Origin of the sequence: Bradyrhizobium sp. dw_411 (genome assembly GCF_018449695.1) — a bacterium.
Taxonomy (GTDB): domain Bacteria; phylum Pseudomonadota; class Alphaproteobacteria; order Rhizobiales; family Xanthobacteraceae; genus Bradyrhizobium.
Map to the genome: position 1 here is coordinate 66295 of NZ_JAAVUY010000024.1, position 22627 is coordinate 88921.

Below are 22627 nucleotides of genomic sequence, written 5' to 3' on the forward strand. Positions count from 1 at the left end.
TGATGCAGAAGCCAGAAAAAATCGCCCCAAAAATCATTATTGCCAGCCAGCATTACCCGCCCGATCAGAGCACGACGGCCGCGATCATGTCGGCGATCTCAACTCAGCTCGCGCGCGATGCGCCGGTACTGGTGCTGTCGGGCATGGCCGGCTCGGCAACGATTCAGTCCGATCGTGCAGGCCAGTTTGATGTCGTTGAGGTCAAGAACCGGCTGCCGGGCAAGGCCGCGCTGGTCAGGCGCGCGACATCGGAAATGCTGTTCGCGATCCGGATATTCCGGGCGCTGTTGACGCGATTGCAGCCCGGCGATGTCGCGCTCACCGTCACCGCGCCGTTCATGCTGCCCTATGCGGTGGTCGCGGCGGCCCGGTTGAAACGGGCGCGCTCGGTGCTGATCATGCACGATCTCTATCCCGATGTGCTTGTGATGGCCGGCCTGTTGAAGCCGGCCTCGCTGGTGACCCGGGGGATACGCGGCATCAACGCGCTGATGTTTCGCGGGCTCAATGCCATCGTCACGATCGGTCGCGACACCGAGCAGCTTCTGTTGCGGTATGCGGGCGTCACCCGCGACAAACTCCGCTTCATTCCGAACTGGGCGACACTCGCGCCTGCAGTCCGGCCGATATCGCCGGATAATCCCTACCGCCGTTCGCAGGCCGCCCGCTTTATCGTCGGTCTCTCCGGCAATCTCGGCTTTACCCATGATCCCGATATCGTATTTGCTGCGGCGCGGTTGCTGCGCGACGATCCGGATATTCACTTTCTGCTGTCGGGCTGGGGCATCGGCTTCGAGCGCCTCAAGCAGATGCAGGCGCAGACCGTACTTCCCAATGTCAGTCTCGTTGACCGCGTGCCGGATGAAAATCTCGAAGCGTTTTTGTCGGCTGCCGATCTCTGGCTGATTCCCTATCGCAAAAACGTCGCGGGCGTGTCGGTGCCGAGCCGGTTCTACAATCTGCTCGCGGTGGGCCGGCCGGTACTCATTGTAGCCGAGCGCGATGCCGAGGCGGCACTGACAGTCACCGAGCATGATGTGGGCTGGGTCGTCACGCCCGGCGATGCCGATGAGCTGGCAAGAACCATCCGGCTTGCCGCGTCGTCCGAGGATTTCGCGCGCGGCGAGCGCGCCGCCACGATCGCGCAACGGTTTAATTTTGCGGGAGCGATGGCCGGCTATTCCGATCTCGTTCAGGGATTGCTGCGCAAATCAGAGAGCGGACGATGACGGACACGCGTCCCTCCGTTCTCGTGACAGGCGCCAGCGGTTTTGTCGGCCGGCATCTGGTGCCGGCATTGGTGCAAGCGGGATGGCGGGTGCGGCGCGCGGTGCGAACGCCCACAGGCGGCGACGATGAAGTCCTGATCGGCTCTATCGGACCTGACACCGACTGGCACGCCGCGCTGGACGGTGTCGAGGCGGTGGTGCATCTGGCGGCGCGGGCGCATCACCCCGGCGAGGAACATGCGGGCGGGCTCTATCGTACCGTGAACACCGAGGGCACACTGCAACTGGCGCGAAGCGCCGCGGCAGCCGGTGTGCGGCAGTTCATCCATCTCAGTACTATTCTCGTCAACGGCGCCTCCACCGACGGCCGCGCGCCATTTCGCGAAGATGATATTGCCGCACCGCGCGGCGTTTATGGGCTCTCGAAAGCCGCCGCAGAGTCCGGTCTGAAGGCGCTGTCCGAGACGGTTGCGATGCGCGTCACGGTGATCCGGCCGCCGTTGATCTACGGCGCCGGAGCGCTCGGGAATTTCAGGTTGTTGGTCAGGGCTGTCCAGCGTGGCATTCCGCTTCCATTCGGCGCGATCCATAACCGCCGCGCTTTCGTCGGCGTCGAGAACCTCGCTTCGTTCATCGCCAACCGGCTCTCGGCGACGGGCGGTCAATTCGATCTTTTTTTGGTCGCGGATGAGGCGCAGATCTCGACGCCTGAATTCGTCCGGCAGATCGCGCGCGCCTCGGGCAAATCAGCGCGTCTGGTGCCGCTGCCGCTACCGGTGTTGCAGTTACTGTTGAAAATGAGCGGCCGCCCGGAAGCGCGGGACAGCCTGATCGGATCGATGGAAGTGGATGTCTCGAAGATGGCCGCGACCGGATGGCGGCCGCCGTTCAGCCTCGAGGAGGGGCTGCGCCGGGCGGTGTCGTCTTAAGTGTTTTCTTCTAAGACGTACGCGGCTGCGAAAACCGGTACATCGAAAACGTCACCGCGGCGCCACCAACGAGTAAGAGCACGGTTTCGACTGCCAACGACGCCGTCCGGGTTGACGCAATGGCCAAGCCTGCGAGAACCACATTGAGCACGAACACCTCGCTCACCACGCGCCACACGCTAAAACCGTTGTCGGTCGCGCGCTGGTAGAAATGCGAGCGATGCGCGGCCCAAAACGGCTCGCGCCGGATCATGCGGCGCAACAGCGTCACCGAGGCGTCGGCCAGATAATACAGTGGCAACAGCAGCGCAGCGGCGAGGTGCTGATGCGACGCCAGTTCCATGAGACACCAGCCCAACAGCAGGCCGATCGGCAGGCTGCCGACATCGCCGAGAAAGATTTTTGCCACCGGGCGGTTGAAGGGCGCAAAGCCGATCATCGCGCCGCATAGCGCGGCGGCCATGATGGCTGGCGATAGCGAAAATTCGCTCAGCGATCCCAGGACGACCAGCGCTGATGTCACGGGCACGATTTCGGCCACGGTCATCCAGTCCAGCCCGTCCATGAAGTTGACCAGATTCACGAACCAGAGTCCTGCCAGCAAAATCAGGCTGCGCTCGAGCCAGAGCGGACATGCCGGAACGATCCTGACATCATCCGATGCGGCAAACACGATCGCGCCGACCGCGACCGCCTGCAGCAACAACCGCGCTACGACAGGGATGGATTTGAGGTCGTCGGCAAAGCCGACGATGGCAATGAACAGCGTCGCGCCGAACACCGCGATCGGAACATGCACGCGCGATCCATCGTTGCCCGCCATGATCGCGGCGGCGACCACCAATGTCGCAGCGATCACCGCGATGCCCGCGCCCTGCGGCGTCGGGATGCGATGGGAGGAGCGCGCATTCGGGTTTGCCAAGGCGTGCTTGAGGAGCAGCGGACGGATCGCCGCGGTCAGGCCGGCCGAGATGATCGCCGCGGCGACGATGGCCAAAAGAAATAGCGACGCGTCCGAAATGGTCATTCTGTCCAATATGGCCGTTATTCCGGCACCTCGATCGGTGCGGTGCCTTGCGCGGCTTTCTCCGCGCTGAAAATCCACACGAGGCCGCCAAAGGCGCCGACGATAAAGGAGACCGCGCCAAACAGCAGCGAAATGTTGATGCCTTCATTGGTCATCAGCCCGGCATAGCCAAAGGCCAATCCCATGGTCGCTTCGCGCACGCCCCAGCCGGCAATCGAGATCGGCAGCATCGTGATCAGCATGACCGGCGGTATCAACTGGAAGGTCTGGCCGAATCCGACCGGGGCTGCGATCGACTTGACCACGCACCAGGCGATCACGACGGCAAGCACGTGAACGAATATCGAGAGCGCCGCGATCGCGATGCCATGTTTCCGGCTGAACACCACCCGGTTGGCAATCACGGCGCAGGCATAAACATGATGCGTTACCCACCAGCTCTTCAGCCACGGCCATCGCAGACGGCCGAGAATGAGAAATCCCATGCCGCCCGCAAGTGCTGCGAAATCGACCAGCAACAATGCGGAGCGGCCATAGGGATCGCTGATCAGCCGATAGCTCCATGGCAGGCTCGCGACGATCATGACCGCCAGCGCAATCAGGCCGATGGCGCGGTCGACAAAGATCGAATAGGTCGCCGCGCGCCAGCCGGCGCCGGCGCGCGCCACCAGCCAGAGCCGCACGGCGTCGCCGCCGATCGAGGAGGGCAGCGTCTGGTTGAAAAACGATCCGATCAGATTGTAACGCATCGCCTGGCGGATCGGCAGCGGTGCGTTGCATTCGGCGCTGACGATGCGCCAACGCAGCACGCCGATAAAGATCTGCAGAAATGTCGCCGCGATCGCCAGCCCGAGCCAGCCCAGGCTCGCGACATCGATACGCGACGCCAGTTCGGAAAAATTCGCCTTGCGGAGCGCGAGATAGAGCAGCGCCGCGGAGATGACGATCTTGATTGTCGAAAGCAGGATCCGGCGCATCTCGCCCGCGCTTTGCCAAGTTAGAGAAGCAAGTTAGAGAAGAGCATCAAACCGGCGCAAATCGACCCCGAGCGCCCCGGGTTCGGCGTCTTGGTATGGTTTTAAAGCCAATATGGCAATAGCCGCATCGCCGGGTATTGCGGCCCCGGTGATATCTCGGCAAAACAGTCCATCCGGCGCGGCGGCGCCAACCGGCGCGGACGGGGTTAAGATGTCTGATCAGACAATATTGGTCACAGGTGCAGCGGGATTCATCGGCTTTCACGTCGCCCGTGCGCTATTGGAACAGGGCCACCGGATCGTCGGGCTGGATAGTGTTAACAATTATTACGATCCGGCCTTGAAACAGTCGCGGTTGAACCTGCTGCGCAAAAATACCCGGTTTGATTTCGTGCAGGCCGATCTGGCGGACCGTCCGTCGATTGCCGAATTATTTGCCAAACATCGGTTTGCGGTGGTGATTCACCTCGCGGCGCAAGCCGGGGTGCGCTACTCGATTGATCATCCCCACGCCTATGTCGACGCCAATCTCGAAGGTTTCGTCAATGTGCTGGAAGGATGCCGGCGCAACGAATGCCGTCATCTGATTTATGCGTCGTCATCTTCCGTTTACGGCGCCAACACCAAACTGCCATTTTCGGTCGACGACAAGACCGATCGTCCGATCAGCCTTTACGCCGCCACAAAAAAAGCCAACGAAGTGATGGCCCATTCCTACAGCCATCTCTACCGTCTTCCGGTCACGGGTTTGCGGTTCTTCACTATCTACGGACCATGGGGACGCCCCGATATGGCGATCTTCATGTTTACGAAAGCGATTATGGAAGGCAGACCGATCAAGCTCTTCAATCATGGCAAGATGCGCCGCGACTTTACTTATATCGATGACGTCACTCGCGTCGTCTCGCGTCTTGCCGATCACGTTCCCGGCGATGACGGAAAGGTCGCGCCGGCGCGTGTCTATAATGTGGGCAACCATCATCCGGAAGAGGTGACGCATGTCGTCTCAGTTCTGGAGAAGGAGTTGGGCCGTGCGGCGGTAAAGGATATGCTGCCGATGCAGCCAGGGGACGTCACGGAAACTTTCGCCGATGTCGAAGATTTGATGCGCGACTTCGGTTTCTCGCCGGCGACCTCGATCGAGGACGGCATTCATCATTTTGTCGCCTGGTATCGCGACCATTACAAGGTGTGAGGCACGGATGGACCGAAGAATTGTTCCACTGATCATGTGCGGCGGCGCCGGAACGCGGTTGTGGCCTGCCTCGCGCGAGGTCCGTCCGAAACAGTTCCTGCCTCTGTTCGGTACCCGTTCGACATTTCAGGACACCATCCTGCGGGTGTCGGATGCGGCGTTGTTCGAGCGCCCGATCGTCATCACCAACACCGCCTATCGTTTCATGGTGCTGGAGCAATTGGCCGAGATCGGTGTAGAGGCCGACGTGCTGCTGGAGCCGATGCGGCGGGATTCCGGCCCGGCGATCGCGGCCGGTGCGGTTTTTGCGCAGATGCGCAGCAATGAGGCGGTGGTGCTGGCGCTCGCCGCCGATCACGTCGTTCGCGATACCCAGGCGTTTGTCGCAGCCTGCCGCGAGGGATTGGTTGCGGCGGATGCTGGCAGGATCGTCACCTTCGGCGTGGCGCCGGAGCGCGCCGCGACCGAATACGGCTACATCAATCCGGGCGAGGTGGTTTCCGGAAAAGTCCAGGCCGTCCAGAAATTCGTCGAGAAGCCGGATGCGGCCAAGGCCGCCGAATACGTCAAGGCCGGCTATCTCTGGAATAGCGGCAACTTCATGTTCCGCGCCTCCGTGCTGCTCGATGAATATCGCAACGTCGATGCCGAGAGCGTGCAGGCGGTCAGCGATGCCGTCACCAAAGCGGGACGCGATCTCGGATTCGTGACGCTGGACGCGGATTCGTTCGGATCGGCCAAGGCGATCTCGATCGACTACGCCGTAATGGAAAAAACATCGCGCGCCGCGGTGGTGCCGGTGGCGTGCGGCTGGTCTGATGTCGGCTCATGGCACGCGGTGTGGGAATTGTCCGACAAGGACGAACAGGGCAATGCCGCGCAAGGGCGCGCCGTGTTCGAGGATTCCCGCAACTGCAACGTCTCTTCCGAGAGCGTGCTGGTCGCGCTGGAAGGCGTCGACGATCTCGTGGTGGTGGCGACGCAGGACGCCGTGCTGGTGTCGCGCCAGAAGGATGCCAACGGACTCAAGCGGCTGGTCGCGAAGCTCAAGGCCGTAGCGCCGAAAGTGACCGAGGAGCATCTGAAGATGCATCGGCCCTGGGGCACCTATCAATCGGTCGACATGGGTGAGCGTCACCAGGTCAAGCGCATCGTGGTGAAGCCCGGCGGGCGGCTGTCGCTGCAGAAACATCACCACCGCTCCGAGCACTGGATCGTGGTGCGCGGCGCCGCGCGGGTCACGGTCAACGAACTCGTCAAGACGGTGCATGAGAACGAATCGATCTACATCCCGATCGGCTCCGTTCACCGGCTGGAGAACCCCGGCAAGATCCAGCTCGAATTGATCGAGGTCCAGACCGGGAGCTATCTCGGCGAGGACGACATCATCCGCATCGAGGATGATTATCAGCGCTCATAGAGAGCGTTTTCGAGCGAAGTGGATACCGGTTCGCGTAAAGAAAACGCGTCAAAACAAAAGACTGGAGCCCGAATTCTGATTTAATCAGAATCGATAAGGCTCCAGCCGGTTCCGATTGCGCGGCTGGCGGCACAGATTCGCCGGCTGCCAAACCACGTAATTTAACGTATTTCGATATTTCCTGCCCTGGACCGGGCGTGTAATTCTTTGAATCAAAACGTGTTTGGGGATGTCCTCCCTTCATTCGCCACATCTGTGGCGACGTGCTAGGAGAACCACGGCGCAGGGGCTGTGGGGTCGTGGCGCCTGATAATTCTGGGGTTGCATTCAATGGTTTCCAAAGGTTCCGCATCCGGTGTGAAAGCCGATACCAAACGTGCGCTTCGCATCGGGGTCATCGGCGCCGGCATCATGGGTAGCAATCATGCCCGCGTGCTGGCCGGAATGCCCGATACGACGCTGGTCGGGATCGTCGATCCGCTGCCCGAACATCGGGCGCGGGCGACTGAGCTCGCCGGTTGCCGCGCCTTCGCCAGCCTCGATGAACTGATCGCGGAAGGCATCGACGCCGTCACCATCGCCGCCCCGACGCATCTGCATCACGAGATCGCGCTGAAATGCATCGCGCACAATATCCATGTGCTGGTCGAAAAGCCGATCGCGTCTTCGGTTGAGGAGGGCCAGGAAATCGTCGCGGCCGCCGAGCGCGCCGGCGTGACCCTGATGGTCGGCCATGTCGAGCGCTTCAACCCGGCCGTGGCCGCGGTCAAGCAGGCGATCTCGGGCGAGGACATTCTGTCGATCGCGATTACGCGGGTCGGACCGTTCCCGCCGCGGATGTCGAATGTCGGCGTGGTGATCGATCTTGCCGTACACGACATCGACCTGATCCGCTGGTTTACCGAGTCCGACATCGTCGAAGTGCAGCCGCAGCTCTCAAGTGCTGTCGCCGAGCGCGAGGATATCGCGCTGCTGCAGTTCCGCACCGCGTCGGGCGTGCTCGCCCACATCAACACCAACTGGCTGACGCCGTTCAAGGCGCGCAACGTCACGGTCGCGACGCGCGGCAAATATGTGATGGGCGATCTGCTCACGCGTCAGGTCACCGAATGTTTCGGCTTCAAGCCGGACGGCAGCTATTCGATGCGCCATCTGCCGGTCGGCCATGACGAACCGCTGCGCGCCGAATTGATCGCGTTCCTCAAAGCGGTGCGCAGCGAAAGCGCGCCTGCGGTGACCGGCGCCGAGGGCGTCGCCAGCCTCGAAATCGCGATCCGCTGCCTCGAGACGCCCGCCAAGCCTGCTGTCGCCGCGGCGCGCAAGGGACCGCGGCGTGTCGTTGGCTGAAGCGATCACGCAGGGATGTCCGACTCTCCTTCTACGAAACAAGGCTCCATGAACCAGCACATGCGTCCAGAACCCGTTCCCTTCATCGACATCGCCGCGCAGCGCCGCCGGCTCGGCACGGCCGTAGACGAAGCGGTGTCCCGCGTACTTACGCATTGCCTGTTCATCAACGGCCCGGAAGTGACGCAACTCGAGGCCGCGCTCGCAGCCTTCACGGGCGCCAAGCATGTCGTGACCTGCGCCAGCGGCACCGATGCGCTGCTGATGGTGCTGATGGCCAAAGAGGTCGGCCCCGGCGACGCGGTATTCTGTCCGTCGTTTACATTCTGTGCGACCGGCGAGGCCGTGGCGCTGACCGGCGCGACTCCCGTGTTCGTCGATGTCGATGAGGCGACCTTCAACATGGACGTGGAATCGCTCAAGCGCGGCATCGCGACTGCGAAGCGATTAGGTCTCAAGCCGAAGGGCGTGATCCCGGTCGATCTGTTCGGGCAGAGCGCCGACCATGATGCCATCAGTGCGGTCGCCGAGGCCGAGGGCCTGTTCGTGCTGGATGACGCGGCGCAGGCGTTTGGCGCTAGCTACAAGGGCCGCCGTCTCGGCACCTTCGGCCACGTCACCGCGACCAGCTTCTTCCCGGCCAAGCCGCTGGGTTGCTTCGGCGACGGCGGCGCGATCCTGACCGACGATGCGGAACTGGCCGAAACGCTACGCAGCATCCGTGTGCACGGCCAGGGATCGGACAAATACGACAATGTCCGCCTCGGGCTGACAGGACGGCTCGACACCATGCAAGCCGCGATCTTGATCGAGAAACTCAGGATATTCGAGGACGAGATCGCGGCGCGAAACGTGGTCGCGCAGCGCTATGCGCAGGGCCTCGGCAATGTAGTGACCGTGCCTCATGTCGCCAGCGGTATGATTTCGGTGTGGGCGCAATACACCATCCGGCTGCCGAAGGGCGTTGACCGAAATGAGTTCGCCGCGGCGCTGAAGGCGCAGGGCATTCCGACCGCGATCTATTATCCGAAATCGATGCACCAGCAGACCGCCTATCGGGATTACCCGATTGCCGATGGCGGCGTGCCGGTCTGCGAAGCGCTGTCGGACGATGTGATCAGCCTGCCGATGCACGCCTATCTCGATGAACAGACGCAGGAGCGGATCATCAAGGCTGTGCGTGGCGCACTTTCTTCCTGATTTCGCCGTTTTTTAAAAAGCACTAATGCGCTAGAAGCGGGCGCATGCTCGGTCGTATCTTCACCGTCGGCGGCTATACGCTCCTTTCGCGGCTGACCGGCTTTGCCCGCGACATTATGCTGGCGGCGATCCTGGGCGCCGGGCCGGTGGCCGACGCGTTTTTCGTGGCGCTGCGGCTGCCCAACCACTTCCGTGCTATCTTCGCCGAGGGCGCCTTTAACGCGGCGTTCGTGCCGGCCTATGCGCATGTCCATGGCGGGCGCGGCGAAGCCTCGGCGAAACTGTTCGCCGATCGCATCTTCACGCTGCTGTTCGTCTCGCAATTGGTGCTGCTGGTGCTGGCATGGTTCTTCATGCCGCAAGCCATGAGCATCCTCGCGCCCGGCTTCACCGAGGATGCCGAGCAGCGGCGGCTTGCGATCGATCTGACGCGGATCACCTTTCCTTATCTGCTCTTGATCACGCTGGTGACGTTGTATGGCGGCATGCTCAACGTGATGCATCGCTTTGCGAGCGCGGCAGCCGCGTCGATCTTTCTCAACATCTCGATGATGGCGACGCTGGCGCTGGCGGTATTCTTTCCGACGCCCGGCCATGCCGCGGCGTGGGGCGTGTTGATCTCGGGTTTCCTGCAATATTTCCTGCTCGCCGGCGATCTCGCCACCCACGGCGGATTGCCACGCTTTGCGCCCTTGAAGCTCGATGAGGATGTCCGCGCCTTCTTCCGCGCGCTCGGGCCCGCCACGCTGGGATCGATGGGCACCCAGGTCGCGCTATTTGCCGACACCATTATCGCGACGTTTCTTCCCGCCGGCGCGCTGTCGGCGCTGTATTATGCCGACCGGCTCAATCAATTGCCGATCGGCGTCATTGGCATTGCGATCGGCACGGTGCTGCTGCCGGAAATGTCGCGGCGGCTGACCTCGGAAGATCATGCCGGCGCGATGGCCTCGCAACGCCGCGCGTTCGATTTTACGTTGTTGTTTTCGGTGCCGTTCGTGGCCGCGTTCCTGATCGTGCCTGATGTGATCATGCGCGCGATGTTCGCGCGCGGCGCATTCACCAAAGGCGACGCTGCGGCCGCCGGTGCGACGCTGGCGGCCTATGCGATCGGCCTCATTCCATTTGTGCTGATCCGCAGCGCAGTCGCGACATTTTATGCCCGCAAGGATACCGCGACGCCGGTGAAGGCGGCGCTGTCAGGTGTCGCCGTCAACGTCGCGCTGAAAATCGCATTGATCGGCTCATTGGCGCAGGTCGGCCTCGCGCTGGCGACCGCGGTCGGAGCCTGGATCAATCTGTTGCTGGTGCTCGGCTTTGCGGTGCGACGGGGTTTTCTCGAATTCGATCGCGCGTGGATCAAGTCACTGGCGAAATTTGCTGTGGCCGGTGTCGTGCTCGGAGTGGCGCTGTGGCTCGCCGCAAGGTTTGCGGCGTCGTATTTGTCCACGCTGAGCACAGGGCGCGACGAGATCGCGTTTGTATGGCTGATCGTTGTCGGCGCGGTCGTCTATGCCGCCTCAATATTGCTGCTGTTCGGCAGAGGCTGGTTGCGAACGCTGGTGCGGGGATAAGGAGCGTTCTCATAAACGCTTGATGTCCGACTTCGGGAGCAGATCGGACATGCACTTGGTGGACCAAAACTTCCGTCTATGATCCATCTCGGTCGTCGGGCGCGGTTCGCAAGTGAGGCGGATGGAGCACCGTTTTCGGTGACTATGCCCGTTCGCAGGGTGTTAGGCTTCGGCGCACATGACAATTTTGGGGTACATACAACGGCGCCCGTTCATCGCGCTTTCCGGCCGCTGTCGTGTTAGTGAACTGCAAAGCTAAAATGGGTCGACTAAAGGACCAAGCTCCCTAACCAGGAGGAAGGTTCGCTTTCGCAACAACCACTGAAAGCCATCCGCCTGGTGCCGCAGGTGGTCCATTGAAGTTTATTGTCTGGCAGTTATCCGCACCAAGACGAACCGTCTGTATGTTTCTAGCTCGTTTATCATACAGCTGGACGATGCGTCCGTTGCAGCCTCCATCAACCCTGACAAGGGCCCACCGGCTGCTGGCGTCCGATAAACCAATGCCTTTTGCTACCTGCGGCAAAACATCTTGCCCCCAGTTGATGTAGGTGCAATTGTAAAATAGCGTCGGAAAAAACACTTGATCAAAGAAGCGGTCTCTGAAGGCAATGGTTCGCGAGTTACAATCACCATGCACATTGTTGATTAATGCAAACCTATCTTTGTCGAACTCCCCCGTAAGCGCCAAAGAGATTGCGGGCGGCGTGTTCACTGAGCCATGATCACAGTAGTCTACACCTGGACCGCCGCCGGGATAATCTCCGCTAGGGTCGCAGTAATAAGGATTGTTTGCAAACTTGGTCCGAAGAACGAGCTTCCCCTGATATGCAACGACGTCCATCGCTTCGACATGAGCACCCTCATATACTTTTGTGGTCTCACCGCCGCCGCCAAGATTTAGTCCGTTGCAGCTTTTGTAGATTGCGCTGTTAAAGGCAGTGATTATGCAATCCCGGAAGATGACCATTGCGCGAACGAATGACCAATGAGCCTGGGGTACGTCCCAAGCGTTGAGGGTTCGGCCGCCACCTCGAAGGTTCTGACAATCTGGGCTCCAGTAGATACCGGTGTTGTAGATCGCCTCACATCCACCATGGAAAGGCATAACACGAACTAGCTGTGCTGGTTCTATCGGCTTCGGACAGCCGCCTATTCCAACTGAGCACAACAGTTTTTTGCCATCTCCGCCGTAACACTTGGAAGGCTCATTAACGCAGGTGTCCAACGCCTGTCCCGCCCACCCTGCGGCGACACAGCCTGCATATCCTACTACGGTCGCTGCCGTAACCGCGCATCCCGCCATCACGGCTTCTTCCTTCTCGCCGGCGAACGAGTTGGAGAGGAATAACGTGACACCAAAGATTGAAAGGCAGGCTACCGCGAATTTACGCATTTGCACCCTCCATTCTTCTCACTAACTCTAGTTGCAATCGCTTCGTGCTACAAGTGAGCAGTGCTCTGTCGGAGAGCAATATGCTGCGCCTGCTCAGGTCCGCTCCTGGCACATCGCGTCATTTCGCTGCGCTGCAAAATTTGGTCGCCATGAAGGGCGCAACGGACATAGAGCAGGCCGCAAAACGATCACTCGCGATAGACGAGCCTTGCGTGCGGCGTCGATCGACTCCCGTCGACGATCGCGTGATTTTGCGCAGCGAGACCCGGATAGCCAGGGTAGCGCAAGCGTGATACCGCACTTGGCCACGGCTGCAATGCACATGGGGTCATGATGACAACGATGAATGGCGCCTTTCCCGTCCGGACGTTTTTTCGGGAAATCCGCGCGATCCCTGGCACGGTTTCCGGCCGGGTCGTCATCCTGGTGGCGCTTTGCTACTTGCTGAACATGATCGACCGCAACGTCGTCTCGGTCGCGGCGCCCGAGATCCAAAGGGAATTCGGCCTCACCAATACCCAACTCGGTCTGGCGTTCTCGGTGTTCGGCTTTCCCTATCTCCTGCAGGCGCCGGTCGGCTGGCTGTGCGACAAATGGGGAAGCCGGCTTGGACTGACCATATTCGGCTCGATCTGGTCGCTGGCGACCATCTTGTGCGGCCTGTCATCGAGTCTTGCCGGCTTGGTGGGCGCGCGCGCTTTGCTGGGGCTCGGCGAAGCCGCCCCGTTCCCGGCGATGACGCGCGTCATCGCCGATTGGACGCCGCCGACGCGCCGCAGCTTCACGCAGGGGCTCACACACAGCTTCGTCTCGATCGGCACCACCGTGACGCCGCCGCTGGTTGCCTGGCTGATGGGTTATGTGGGCTGGCGCGGTGCCTTCCTGATACTCGGCGGCATCAGCGCCGTCTGGGTGGTGGTATGGGCCTGGCGCTTCCGTGACGATCCGCGCGCCCACCCCGGGGTAACCAAAGAGGAACTGGCGCAGCTTGTTTTTACCCGCAAGACTGAGGCGAAGACGCCGTGGCGCCGCCTGATTCCGGCAATGCTGCCGCCGACGCTGGTTTACCTGTGCCTGAGTGCAACATTCTGGACGTTCTGGACCTGGCTGCCGACCTATTTCGCCAGGAGCTATCACCTCGAGCTCAAGAGTTCGGCGATCTTCACCTTCGGGGTGCTGTTTGCCGGGGTGTTCGGCGACATCAGCGGCGGCTGGCTGAGCGACTATCTTTACCGGCGCACCGGCAGTCTGCGGATCGGCCGCAACGCACTCATCGGCACGTCGCTGATCCTGGCCGCCGTTTGTATCGGCCCGGTATTGTTCATCCGCGAGGTCAATCTGGCTGCGGTGGCGCTGGCGGCCGGATTCTTCTTCATTCGCGCGGCGGTTTCGCCGACCTGGGCGGTCTGCACCGACATCGCGCCGGCCTGGGCAGGTTCGGCCGGCGGCATGCTCAATACCGGCTCCGCCATTTCGTCGATTTGCGCGCCGCTGGCCTTCGGCTTCATCGCCGACCTCACCGGCAATTATTCAACGCCGTTCAGCGCGTCGCTGTGCCTGCTGCTGGTGGGTGCCGCGATGTGTCTGGTCATGCGGCCGGACCGTCAGATCAAGGACGCCGCCTGACCGGTACGTCGCACTGATCGGCTGGTTGCGGTCGCTGGTGCGGGGCTGAAGAGTTTATTCACAAGCACTTGATGTCCGAGTTTGAACTCGTAGGGCGGATTAGCGGAGCGTAATCCGCCACTCCCCAACGGCGAAATGGTGGGTTACGCTTCGCTAACCCACCCTACAACTGAGTCCGTTATGTGCACTCAAATTCGCTATCTTTTACCGGAACCCGGCGTTGGCTCGATTTTCCGAAGCATCGTCCCGCATTCGGCGTCGAGGCCTTCTGCTTTCAGTTTTTGAGCAAAAGCGATTGCGGTATCCGTATTTTTTGCGACTTCGTCCGTCGCTTCCTCGACCGATCGGCGTGTGGGCTGGTGGTGAAGCCGCGCGGCCGTCGATTCAGGCGCGGTTCCCACGATCTCGCCGCTGGCGCGGGCTTTCTGAAGCAGCAACTGCAATCGCGCAATTTCCGCGTCGCAAGTTGCCGTCGTGGTGATCGAGGGCTGGAGAGGAGCGGGGATGGCGGTTACCCTCTCGCGGAGGCTAAGTAGATACGCCTCAACCTGCCTCTTCTGAAAATCGCCGAGTTCGGGATTCGGCATGCCGGCCGGGTTACTCATGTCTCGATGCGTCGTTGTCAGAAAGGAATCGATTTGTTCAGCGTTGACGCGTTGAGCGATCGATACGAACGAGGGCGCCGGAGGCCGCAAAACGGGCGCGGACTGGTCGGTACCAACAATATGGCAACTCGAACACATCAGGACGGCCAGGTAATGGCCTTTCCTGATCTCATCGGAATTCGCGCCAATGTCCTGTGCCCGAATAGGGGCAAGTGCCGAAAATAATGCAACAGCCGGCAAAGCAAAAAGCAGCCTTCGCATGGGGGACCTCATTCATGTTCGTGCGAGATTAGGCCTAACTCGATGAGACAGGCGACAAACCGCTCGTGGCCAATGGCGAGATTGGCCGAGGTCTCGCTCAGGGATTCGAACGTATAGCTTGCTACATCGGAAGCCGGTTCCCGAAAGGTTGGTTCGATGCCCGGCACCCATCGAAGGATCCAGTCGGGCTGAATCGATTTCGGCTCTGGCGAGACCTTCCAGGTCGAGTGCGCGATGTGATTTCGCAGACCGACATGGTAGGTCGGAACAGCGAGATGCGCAAAAATGCGTTCCCAGCGATCGCTTGGAATAGATCGTTCCCGCAAAAGATCGAGAAATGCCAGGCGTTTGGCCATGAAGTCGAGCTGTCGCATCAGGATGGCGATGCTGGAAACTTCGGTTCGCAGCACACCCGCAATAGCCTGCTCTATCGTCTGTTCGTAACGGGCAAAACTCTGCAGGACGGCTCCAAACAACGCCAAGTGCCGCTCGGTCAACGCCTCGTCCTGATTTTTCGCCATGATGTCTTTACCCGATACGCTGCGAAATGACGCAAAAGGTTCAATAAGCCTGGACCGAAAGCCGGTGTTGATATGCATCAAACCGTCGCTTCTGCCCTGGAGAAGACGTGTCTGGACAAGGAGGCGTTTGCGCTGCGTTGCGATCCGCTGCAATATGGTGTGCATCTTCGATGGTTTGAGCGTGGTTGAATCGAACGCGCCGGCGGAAAATGGACACACAATGGCTCCTATCAAATTCGGTGTCGGTCAAAGCGTCCTCCGTAAGGAAGATGACGCGCTCATTCGCGGCAAGGGCCGCTATACCGACGACCACGCGCCGCAGGCCGCGCTGCATGCGCTGGTGCTGCGCTCGCCGCATGCGCATGCGAAGTTCACCATCGATGTCACTGGCGCGCGCGGTTTGCCCGGGGTCGCCAGCATCCTCACGGCTGCGGATGTTGGGGAACTTGGCGATCTGCCGTGCCTGTTCAATCTGGAAGAAAATCCGTTCACCGGGCCTCCGTATCCGATCCTCGCGCAGGATGTGGTGCGCCATGTCGGCGATGCCGTTGCGTTTGTGGTCGCTGAAACCATCGATCAGGCGCGCGATGCGATCGAGGCGATCACGGTCCAGTGGACCGCATTGCCGGCCGTGGTCGGACTTGTGAATGCGGTCAAGAAGGGCGCGCCGCAGGTCTGGCCCGAACATCCCGGCAATGTGTTGTTCGACGTGCCGATCGGCGACAAGAAGGCGACCGACGCGGCGTTCGCGACGGCGCATGCGGTGGCCGAAGTTTCCATCGTCAATCCGCGCATCGTCACCAATTTCATGGAAACCCGCGCGGTGGTCTGCGAATACGACGCCAAACGCGATCATCTTACCCTGACGATCGGCAGCCAGGGCAGCCATCGCCTGCGCGAGATCATCGGCGGCATGGTGCTGAAGATTCCGCCGGAAAAGATGCGGGTGATCTGCCCGGATGTCGGCGGCGGCTTCGGCACCAAGCTGTTTCCGTATCGCGAATACGCGCTGGCCGCGTTCGCCTCGCGCAAGCTGAACAAGACGGTGAGATGGACCGCCGATCGCGCCGATCATTTCATGGGCGACGCGCAGGGGCGCGACAACGTCACGACGGCGCGGATGGCGCTCGCTGAAGACGGCAAGTTCCTCGCGATGGATGTCGACCTGATGGGCGATATGGGCGCGTATCTGTCGACCTTTGGCCCTTACATTCCGCATGGCGGCGCCGGCATGCTGCCCGGCCTCTACGATATCAAAGCGTTTCATTGCCGCGTCCGCACGGTGTTCACCAACACCGTGCCGGTCGATGCCTATCGTGGCGCCGGCCGTCCTGAAGCGGCGTATGTGGTCGAGCGGCTGGTCGATGCGGCCGCGCGCAAGCTCGGGATGACGCCGGACGCGATCCGGCGCAAGAATTTCATTCAGCCGCGCGCGTTGCCCTACACCACTGCAACCGGCAAGATCTACGATTCCGGCGACTTCGCCGCGCATATGAAACGGGCGATGGACATCGCCGGCTGGAAGGAATTTCCGGCGCGCGCCAGGGCCGCGAAGAAGCAGGGGCTGGTGCGCGGCATCGGCCTTGCCAGCTATGTCGAGGTGTGCGGCACGATGGGCGAGGAGACCGCCGAAGTGCGGCTCGATCCCAATGGCGACGTCTCGATCCTGATCGGCACCCAGTCGAGCGGGCAGGGCCACCAGACCGCCTATGCGCAACTCGTCGCCGAGCAGTTCGGTCTTTCGCCTGAACGCGTCCACATTTTCCAGGGCGACACGGATGTCGTGGCCACAGGTCTCGGCACCGGCGGTTCGGCGTCGATTCCCTCCGGCGGCGTCAGCGTCGAGCGCGCGACCCGCAAGCTCGGCGTCAATCTTCGCGAGCTCGCGGCCGAAGCTTTGGAAACCAGCAGCGCCGATCTGGAGATCAACGAGGGCACGGTGCGGATCGCGGGCACCGATCGTTCGGTCAGCTTCGCCGATCTGGCCAAGCGCGCCGCCGGCGATCCCTCAAAGCTGAAAACGAGCGCGACATTCTCCAGCGCCGACGGCACATTTCCGAACGGCACCCATATCGCCGAGGTCGAAATCGATCCGGCCACCGGCATCATCAGAATCGTCAACTATGTGATCGTCGACGATTTCGGGGTGACGCTCAATCCGCTGCTGCTCGCCGGTCAGGTGCATGGCGGCGCGATGCAGGGCATCGGCCAGGCCTTGATGGAGCAGGCGGTCTACAATCCCGCGGACGGCCAGCTCGTGACCGGAACGTTCATGGACTACGCGCTGCCGCGCGCCGCCGACGGGCCGTCCTTTGTGTTCGAGACGCACAATGTCCCGTGCACGACCAATCCGCTCGGCGTCAAAGGCGCCGGCGAGGCCGGAGCGATCGGCTCCTGCCCGGCGGTGGTCAATGCGATCATCGAGGGGCTGTGGCGCGAGTACAAAATCGATCATATCGACATGCCCGCCACCGCCGAGCGGGTCTGGATCGCGATCCGCGAGCACCAGCGCCGGCATAGTTTGTGAGCGTTGGAGCGTTTTTCGATTCGCTCTAATCGTTACTGCTGTTCTTGTGGCCATGGTTCGAGACGCGCATCGTAAGAGCCGGGATCCAGCGCCGTAGCCCGGATGAGCGCAGCGATATCCGGGAGTATATCAGACATCGGTCCCGGATATCGCTGCGCTCATCCGGGCTACAGGCCGATCGGTTCTAATTGGGCTCGCCGCACTGGCCCAACTACCTTCATACCGTCCGCTCTCTAACAAAGCAGGATAAAGCGATAAAATACACGCTTTGCGTGCGGCCGGTTTGGCCGGCCCGCTTAAAGCTGCCGGTGCGGAGGCTGGAATGAAGCCTTGCGGGCGCTGTTGATAATTAGAATGATAACAATGTTTGCTAGACGGGTAACCGGTTTCACCGTGCGTTTGGAAAAATCAGAAGGATCAGACTGATGAAGCGAATTGTCGTTATTGTTGGAGCGTTGGTGCTCGGTATCGGCGCGGTGATGGCGCAACAGGATGCGGTCAAGAATGCGCAGACCTTCATGAAGGGCAACGGCAAGAACGCCGGTGCGCTGGCCGCGATGGTCAAGGGCGAAAAGCCATATGACCAGGCGACGGTTGATACCGCGCTCGCCCAGTTCGAGGAAACGGCCCAGAAACTTCCGACGCTGTTTCCCGACAGCATCAAGGGGCTGAAGGCGGACGGCGATTACTCATCCTCGCCGAAGGTCTGGGAAGACAAGGCCGGTTTCAGCGAGCACATCACAAGCTTTGGTAAAGTCGTGAGCGAAGCCAAGACCCAGATCAAGGATCTCGATTCGCTGAAGGCGACTTTCCCCGGCATCGGCAAGCAGTGCGGCGGTTGTCACGAGACCTACCGCGTCAAGAATAGCTGATTTCAGTTCAACTCCCATAGCGTTTTCGAGCGAAGTGGGTACCGGTTCGCGTAAAGAAAACGCGTCAAAACAAAAAGAAAAAGGGGCGGGCGCCTGATGCGCTCGCCCCTTTTATTATGTCGCGAAAGCGAAGGCTTACTTCGTCACCTGTCCGCGGATTTCGCCGCCCGGATTGGCCGCGGTGTGGACGTTGACGTAGTATTTGCCGGCCAGCAGGTCGGCGGCCTGCGCATCGGTCAGCGTCGCGCTGCCTTCAGCGGGGCTTGCAGTGGCGCCGGGGATCGCGACGGCGACGCCGGCGTTCTTGCCGGCTTCCGCGGGCCCATGGAAATGCGCGGCGGTGGCCGGACCGGAAAGCCCCGAATAGGTCAGCTTCCAGGTGAGCTTCTTGGAAGCGGCATCGTAGTCGATGTCGGCGGTGCCCTTGCCGGCGCTGGTGTTGGCAGGCACTTCGGATGCGCTATCGAGGGTGGCTTTCAGCTTCTCGGCGAAAGCAGGGCCGGCGAAGGCAACGGCGGTCCCGAGCGCCAGCGTAGCAAGCATGATCCTGGTATTCGACATGGTTCTCTCCCTGTGGGCGTTGATTAGGTGCCAATTTTAAAACAGCGGGCTTTCGATCTTATTCCCGAAAACGGCCTCGATAGTGAGAAATTTTGAAGTAGGTTGATGGCTCGCCCAACGGCCATACTGGCCGTAAAGTACGGGATAGTGACGGATCGGTGAATGGTGCGAAGAATCTTTCTGGCCCTTGTCGTTGCTGTCGTGGCCGGTCTTGCGGTGTTCTGGTGGCTAACGATACCGGCCGCCGTCTCGTCGGATATGCTGCCGGCTTACACGCCAAACATTGCCAACGGCCTCACAACGTTCAATGCCGGAGGATGTTCCTCCTGTCATGCCGTACCCAATCAGCCGGATCGTCTCAAACTGGGCGGCGGGCTCGCGGTGCCTTCGCCATTCGGGACGTTCTATGTCCCCAACATCTCGCCTGACATGGCCGATGGTGTCGGGCGCTGGAGCGAGGCGAATTTCGTCACCGCTGTCCTCAAAGGCACGTCGCCTGCCGGTACGCATTACTTCCCGGCCTTTCCCTACGCATCCTACCAGCATGCCCGGGTCGAAGACATTCGCGACCTGTTCGCCTATTTGAAGACGCTGGCGCCGGTGTCCGGCAGAGTGCGCGATCATGACGTGCCGTTTCCGTTCAACATCCGGCGCAATGTCGGAATCTGGAAGTTTCTGTTCATGGACGGCAAGCCCTTCGTGCCGGATGCCGGGCGCTCCGCGTCGTGGAATCGCGGCGCGTATCTGGTCAATAGCCTCGGCCATTGCGCGGAATGTCACAGCCCGCGAAATTTCCTCGGCGGCATCATATCAGCACAGCGTTTTGCCGGTGGACCTAATCCGGAAGGCGAGGGCTGGGTGCCGAACATCACGCAAAAGGGGCTGGCCGATTGGAGCGTGAAGGATTTCGCGTATTTTCTGGAAACCGGACAAACGCCCGATGGCGATTCCGCCGGGGGATCGATGGTGCGGGTGATCAAGAACACCTCGGAATTGCCGCCGGGGGATCGTGACGCGATCGCGGAGTATCTCAAATCGCTGCCGCCGGTCGATGGACCGCCGCGACCGCCGAAGAAAAGCGCCGGATAGGCGCGGAATCATTCAAGCGCAACCATAGACTGACCGAAGCAAGCTGAACGAAGGCCACAGCGCAATCAGGTTGCGCCGGGGATTCTTCGCTACGAATATTCGTTGACACGAATATTCGTGTATGATGATATTCGGGTCATGAACCCAGAGACGCTTTCCGCCCTTGGCGAACCCAATCGATTTCGAATCGTCGAGCTGCTTCGTACGGGGCCTCGATCGGTCAACGACATCCGTGGCCGGCTGGGGCTCAGGCAATCGCAGGTTTCCCAGCACCTCACGGTTCTCAAGGCTGTGGGGCTGGTGGAGGCAGAGCCGCATGCGCAACAGCGGCTCTACAAACTGCGCGCGCAGCCGGTGAAGCAACTTCACAAATGGATCGATCGCTACCGGTGCATCTGGGAAGAGCGGTTCGAGCAAATGGATGAGCTGGTCGAGGAAATGACGCGAAAGGAGAAGTCCGATGCTGCAGGCAGGAAGTGAAGGTGCGGCGAGAAACGAAATGACGGTGGAGCGCATCTCCGACCGTGAGTTGGTCGTCACGCGCATGTTCAATGGACCGGCGCATATCGTCTTTGACGTCTGGACCAGGCCGGAGTTTCTGAAACAATGGTGGGCGCCCAAATCCTTCGGCGTCTCGCTTTTCGAGTGCGAGTCCGACCTGCGCGTGGGAGGAACCTACCGCTACGCTTTCGGGCGCGACTCGAATAACCCGGAGGTGTTTTCAGGAGGGTACCTGGAGGTAAGGCCGCCTTCGCGGCTGGTTCTCACACAGCTTTACGAGCGGATGCGCCATGCGGGCGAAGCGGTAGTCACCGCTACCTTCGACGATATCCAGGGCAGGACGCGTCTCACCTTGCATCAGCTATACCCTGGCAAGGAAGCGCTGGACGGCGCAATTGCCTCCGGGATGGAGCGAGGCATGCGCGAGACCCTCGATCAGCTCGACGCGCTGGTCGCTTCGTTGCGCTGATGGGGCATGGCGGCAATTGGTTGCTGCGGGTACGCGCTAGCCGGTCCCGAACGCCTTGAAGGTGATGATGGTGTGGGTGTCCTGGATGCCGGGAATGACCTGGACCTTCTCGTTGACGAAGTGGCCGATGTCAGTGTCGTTATCGACATAGAACTTCACCAGAAGATCGTAGTCGCCCGCGGTGGAATAGATCTCCGAGGCGATTTCGGCTTCGGCGAGCGCGTTGGCGACGGCGTAGGATTGGCCGAGCTTGCACTTGAACTGGATGAAAAAGGGAACCATCGCTGTTGTCTCCGAAAGGCGTCGCGCTGCACCAATATAACGTTTTCACGCGGCGTGAATACCGTTTCGCGACAAGAAAGCCATCTATATATTGCGGCCAGAACCAGCGGCTATGGCCAGCGAACTTGCTGCCGATAACGCGCCGCGCTAGTTATAGCGATATGACCTTCACGCGACCGCAACCATCGCTGCGGGCCTGATGGTGGCGATACCCATCGCGCTCACCATCGCCGGCTCGGATTCGTCTGGAGGCGCCGGTATCCAGGCGGACCTGAAGACGTTTGCCGCGCTCGGCGTCTACGGCGCTTCGGCGATCACAGCCCTGACCGCGCAGAACACCAAAGGCGTCGCCGGCATTCATGCCGTGCCCGCCGAATTCGTGACCGCGCAGATCGATGCGGTGTTCTCCGATCTCGACGTCAAGGCCGTCAAGATCGGGATGGTAGCGCAGCTTGCGACCATCGATGCCATCGCCGCCAGTCTGATGCGATGGTCGCCTGGACATGTCGTGCTCGATCCGGTGCTGGTCGCGACCTCCGGGGATCGTCTGCTGGCGACGGAGGCGGTGGAGCGCTTGCGCACCGGCCTCATTCCACGGGCATCCTTGATCACGCCGAACCTGCCCGAAGCCGCCGCGTTGCTCGATGAGCCCATCGCATCCGACGAAGCGGCGATCGAACGCCAGGGCCGGCGGCTGTTGACGCTGGGATGTCGGAGTGTGTTGATCAAGGGTGGCCACGGGCAGGGCAGCGAGAGCATCGACTATCTCGTCAGCGGTCACGGCACGCTGGCGCTGCCGGCGCCGCGCATCGCGACCCAGAATACCCACGGCACCGGATGCTCACTGTCGTCGGCGATCGCCGCGGGCCTTGCCAAGGGCGAGGATCTTGAAAGCGCCGTGCGTCACGCCAAGACTTTTATTAGTGCTGCGATCGCGGCAGCCGATCGCCTTGGCGTCGGCCATGGCCACGGGCCGATCCATCATTTTCATCGATTTTATTGAGGAGAAAATACGCCGA

21 protein-coding genes are annotated in these 22627 nt (G+C 61.0%); 14 read left to right on the top strand and 7 right to left on the bottom strand.

Going from position 1 to position 22627, the window contains the following annotated elements:
- Positions 1-2: 2 nt before the first annotated feature.
- Complete coding sequence (locus HB676_RS30450) at positions 3-1229, top strand: glycosyltransferase family 4 protein (RefSeq protein WP_213742196.1); 1227 nt, start codon at positions 3-5, stop codon at positions 1227-1229.
- On the top strand, positions 1226-2158 hold the full coding sequence (locus HB676_RS30455; RefSeq protein ID WP_213742197.1) for an NAD-dependent epimerase/dehydratase family protein: 933 nt from the start codon (positions 1226-1228) through the stop codon (positions 2156-2158). The genes HB676_RS30450 and HB676_RS30455 overlap by 4 nt, the downstream gene beginning before the upstream one ends.
- A 10-nt stretch (positions 2159-2168) precedes the next feature.
- Here the strand turns inward: HB676_RS30455 and HB676_RS30460 are convergent, their stop codons facing one another.
- Both HB676_RS30460 and HB676_RS30465 read right to left on the bottom strand, forming a co-directional pair.
- Positions 2169-3185, bottom strand: a complete 1017-nt coding sequence (locus tag HB676_RS30460) for a glycosyltransferase family 4 protein (RefSeq protein WP_213742198.1) — start codon at positions 3183-3185, stop codon at positions 2169-2171.
- A 17-nt stretch (positions 3186-3202) separates the two neighbouring features.
- A complete protein-coding gene (locus tag HB676_RS30465; RefSeq protein ID WP_213742199.1) occupies positions 3203-4162 on the bottom strand; it encodes a lysylphosphatidylglycerol synthase transmembrane domain-containing protein in 960 nt (319 codons plus the stop codon).
- 211 nt (positions 4163-4373) lie between these two features.
- Here HB676_RS30465 and HB676_RS30470 point away from each other — a divergent pair, with 211 nt between their 5' ends.
- From HB676_RS30470 to murJ, 5 genes are all read left to right on the top strand, one after another.
- Positions 4374-5357, top strand: a complete 984-nt coding sequence (locus HB676_RS30470; RefSeq protein ID WP_213742200.1) for an NAD-dependent epimerase — start codon at positions 4374-4376, stop codon at positions 5355-5357.
- 7 nt (positions 5358-5364) lie between these two features.
- On the top strand, positions 5365-6777 hold the full coding sequence (locus tag HB676_RS30475) for a mannose-1-phosphate guanylyltransferase/mannose-6-phosphate isomerase (protein ID WP_213742201.1): 1413 nt from the start codon (positions 5365-5367) through the stop codon (positions 6775-6777).
- Between the two features lie 330 nt (positions 6778-7107).
- Positions 7108-8124: a Gfo/Idh/MocA family oxidoreductase gene (locus tag HB676_RS30480; protein ID WP_213742202.1), complete on the top strand. Its 1017-nt coding sequence runs from the start codon at positions 7108-7110 to the stop codon at positions 8122-8124.
- Between the two features lie 48 nt (positions 8125-8172).
- Positions 8173-9324 carry a DegT/DnrJ/EryC1/StrS family aminotransferase gene (locus HB676_RS30485; RefSeq protein WP_213742203.1) on the top strand — a complete coding sequence of 384 codons (1152 nt, stop codon included), beginning with the start codon at positions 8173-8175 and terminating at the stop codon, positions 9322-9324.
- 44 nt (positions 9325-9368) lie between these two features.
- The gene (murJ, locus tag HB676_RS30490) at positions 9369-10898 is read left to right on the top strand and encodes a murein biosynthesis integral membrane protein MurJ (RefSeq protein WP_213742204.1); all 1530 of its coding nucleotides are present in this window, start codon (positions 9369-9371) and stop codon (positions 10896-10898) included.
- 286 nt (positions 10899-11184) lie between these two features.
- Here the strand turns inward: murJ and HB676_RS30495 are convergent, their stop codons facing one another.
- Complete coding sequence (locus tag HB676_RS30495) at positions 11185-12294, bottom strand: hypothetical protein (RefSeq protein ID WP_213742205.1); 1110 nt, start codon at positions 12292-12294, stop codon at positions 11185-11187.
- A gap of 333 nt (positions 12295-12627) precedes the next feature.
- Here HB676_RS30495 and HB676_RS30500 point away from each other — a divergent pair, with 333 nt between their 5' ends.
- Positions 12628-13920, top strand: coding sequence for an MFS transporter (locus HB676_RS30500; protein WP_213742206.1), 1293 nt, complete (start codon positions 12628-12630; stop codon positions 13918-13920).
- A 197-nt stretch (positions 13921-14117) separates the two neighbouring features.
- Here HB676_RS30500 and HB676_RS30505 read toward each other — a convergent pair whose 3' ends face one another.
- Together HB676_RS30505 and HB676_RS30510 are read right to left on the bottom strand one after the other, a co-directional pair.
- Entirely contained in the window at positions 14118-14786 is a 669-nt protein-coding gene (locus tag HB676_RS30505; RefSeq protein ID WP_213742207.1) for a hypothetical protein, read from the bottom strand.
- An 8-nt stretch (positions 14787-14794) separates the two neighbouring features.
- Positions 14795-15385 (bottom strand): hypothetical protein, encoded by a 591-nt coding sequence (locus tag HB676_RS30510; RefSeq protein ID WP_213742208.1) that lies wholly within the window; start codon positions 15383-15385, stop codon positions 14795-14797.
- A 142-nt stretch (positions 15386-15527) separates the two neighbouring features.
- On the opposite strand from HB676_RS30510, the gene HB676_RS30515 reads away from it, so the two are divergent.
- Together HB676_RS30515 and HB676_RS30520 are read left to right on the top strand one after the other, a co-directional pair.
- A complete protein-coding gene (locus tag HB676_RS30515; protein ID WP_213742209.1) occupies positions 15528-17834 on the top strand; it encodes a xanthine dehydrogenase family protein molybdopterin-binding subunit in 2307 nt (768 codons plus the stop codon).
- Between the two features lie 425 nt (positions 17835-18259).
- Positions 18260-18706 (top strand): cytochrome c, encoded by a 447-nt coding sequence (locus HB676_RS30520; RefSeq protein WP_213742210.1) that lies wholly within the window; start codon positions 18260-18262, stop codon positions 18704-18706.
- Positions 18707-18841: 135 nt separating this feature from the next.
- Here the strand turns inward: HB676_RS30520 and HB676_RS30525 are convergent, their stop codons facing one another.
- Positions 18842-19267: a CHRD domain-containing protein gene (locus HB676_RS30525; protein WP_213742211.1), complete on the bottom strand. Its 426-nt coding sequence runs from the start codon at positions 19265-19267 to the stop codon at positions 18842-18844.
- 162 nt (positions 19268-19429) lie between these two features.
- Between HB676_RS30525 and HB676_RS30530 the strand changes: the two genes are divergently transcribed.
- The 3 genes from HB676_RS30530 to HB676_RS30540 all read left to right on the top strand — a co-directional run bounded on the left by HB676_RS30530 (position 19430) and on the right by HB676_RS30540 (position 21326).
- A complete protein-coding gene (locus tag HB676_RS30530; RefSeq protein WP_213742212.1) occupies positions 19430-20356 on the top strand; it encodes a cytochrome c in 927 nt (308 codons plus the stop codon).
- A 138-nt stretch (positions 20357-20494) separates the two neighbouring features.
- Complete coding sequence (locus HB676_RS30535; RefSeq protein ID WP_213742213.1) at positions 20495-20836, top strand: metalloregulator ArsR/SmtB family transcription factor; 342 nt, start codon at positions 20495-20497, stop codon at positions 20834-20836.
- Complete coding sequence (locus HB676_RS30540) at positions 20817-21326, top strand: SRPBCC family protein (RefSeq protein ID WP_249780537.1); 510 nt, start codon at positions 20817-20819, stop codon at positions 21324-21326. The genes HB676_RS30535 and HB676_RS30540 overlap by 20 nt, the downstream gene beginning before the upstream one ends.
- Before the next feature lie 36 nt (positions 21327-21362).
- On the opposite strand, the gene HB676_RS30545 is transcribed toward HB676_RS30540, so the two are convergent.
- On the bottom strand, positions 21363-21608 hold the full coding sequence (locus HB676_RS30545; RefSeq protein ID WP_213742214.1) for an Lrp/AsnC ligand binding domain-containing protein: 246 nt from the start codon (positions 21606-21608) through the stop codon (positions 21363-21365).
- Positions 21609-21810: 202 nt separating this feature from the next.
- Here HB676_RS30545 and thiD point away from each other — a divergent pair, with 202 nt between their 5' ends.
- Positions 21811-22611: a bifunctional hydroxymethylpyrimidine kinase/phosphomethylpyrimidine kinase gene (thiD, locus tag HB676_RS30550; RefSeq protein WP_213742218.1), complete on the top strand. Its 801-nt coding sequence runs from the start codon at positions 21811-21813 to the stop codon at positions 22609-22611.
- Positions 22612-22627 lie beyond the last annotated feature (16 nt).

Bases quoted from the DNA above. Each gene is read 5' to 3' on its own strand.
- HB676_RS30515 (WP_213742209.1), top strand. From the start codon at position 15,528: ATGGCTCCTATCAAATTCGGTGTCGGTCAAAGCGTCCTCCGTAAGGAA.
- HB676_RS30500 (WP_213742206.1), top strand. From the start codon at position 12,628: ATGACAACGATGAATGGCGCCTTTCCCGTCCGGACGTTTTTTCGGGAA.
- HB676_RS30505 (WP_213742207.1), bottom strand. From the start codon at position 14,786: ATGCGAAGGCTGCTTTTTGCTTTGCCGGCTGTTGCATTATTTTCGGCA.
- HB676_RS30450 (WP_213742196.1), top strand. From the start codon at position 3: ATGCAGAAGCCAGAAAAAATCGCCCCAAAAATCATTATTGCCAGCCAG.
- HB676_RS30485 (WP_213742203.1), top strand. From the start codon at position 8,173: ATGAACCAGCACATGCGTCCAGAACCCGTTCCCTTCATCGACATCGCC.
- HB676_RS30530 (WP_213742212.1), top strand. From the start codon at position 19,430: ATGGTGCGAAGAATCTTTCTGGCCCTTGTCGTTGCTGTCGTGGCCGGT.
- HB676_RS30545 (WP_213742214.1), bottom strand. From the start codon at position 21,608: ATGGTTCCCTTTTTCATCCAGTTCAAGTGCAAGCTCGGCCAATCCTAC.
- HB676_RS30480 (WP_213742202.1), top strand. From the start codon at position 7,108: ATGGTTTCCAAAGGTTCCGCATCCGGTGTGAAAGCCGATACCAAACGT.
- HB676_RS30475 (WP_213742201.1), top strand. From the start codon at position 5,365: ATGGACCGAAGAATTGTTCCACTGATCATGTGCGGCGGCGCCGGAACG.
- HB676_RS30535 (WP_213742213.1), top strand. From the start codon at position 20,495: ATGAACCCAGAGACGCTTTCCGCCCTTGGCGAACCCAATCGATTTCGA.
- HB676_RS30460 (WP_213742198.1), bottom strand. From the start codon at position 3,185: ATGACCATTTCGGACGCGTCGCTATTTCTTTTGGCCATCGTCGCCGCG.
- HB676_RS30510 (WP_213742208.1), bottom strand. From the start codon at position 15,385: ATGCATATCAACACCGGCTTTCGGTCCAGGCTTATTGAACCTTTTGCG.
- HB676_RS30465 (WP_213742199.1), bottom strand. From the start codon at position 4,162: ATGCGCCGGATCCTGCTTTCGACAATCAAGATCGTCATCTCCGCGGCG.
- HB676_RS30525 (WP_213742211.1), bottom strand. From the start codon at position 19,267: ATGTCGAATACCAGGATCATGCTTGCTACGCTGGCGCTCGGGACCGCC.
- murJ (WP_213742204.1), top strand. From the start codon at position 9,369: ATGCTCGGTCGTATCTTCACCGTCGGCGGCTATACGCTCCTTTCGCGG.
- HB676_RS30455 (WP_213742197.1), top strand. From the start codon at position 1,226: ATGACGGACACGCGTCCCTCCGTTCTCGTGACAGGCGCCAGCGGTTTT.
- HB676_RS30540 (WP_249780537.1), top strand. From the start codon at position 20,817: ATGCTGCAGGCAGGAAGTGAAGGTGCGGCGAGAAACGAAATGACGGTG.
- HB676_RS30470 (WP_213742200.1), top strand. From the start codon at position 4,374: ATGTCTGATCAGACAATATTGGTCACAGGTGCAGCGGGATTCATCGGC.
- HB676_RS30520 (WP_213742210.1), top strand. From the start codon at position 18,260: ATGAAGCGAATTGTCGTTATTGTTGGAGCGTTGGTGCTCGGTATCGGC.
- HB676_RS30495 (WP_213742205.1), bottom strand. From the start codon at position 12,294: ATGCGTAAATTCGCGGTAGCCTGCCTTTCAATCTTTGGTGTCACGTTA.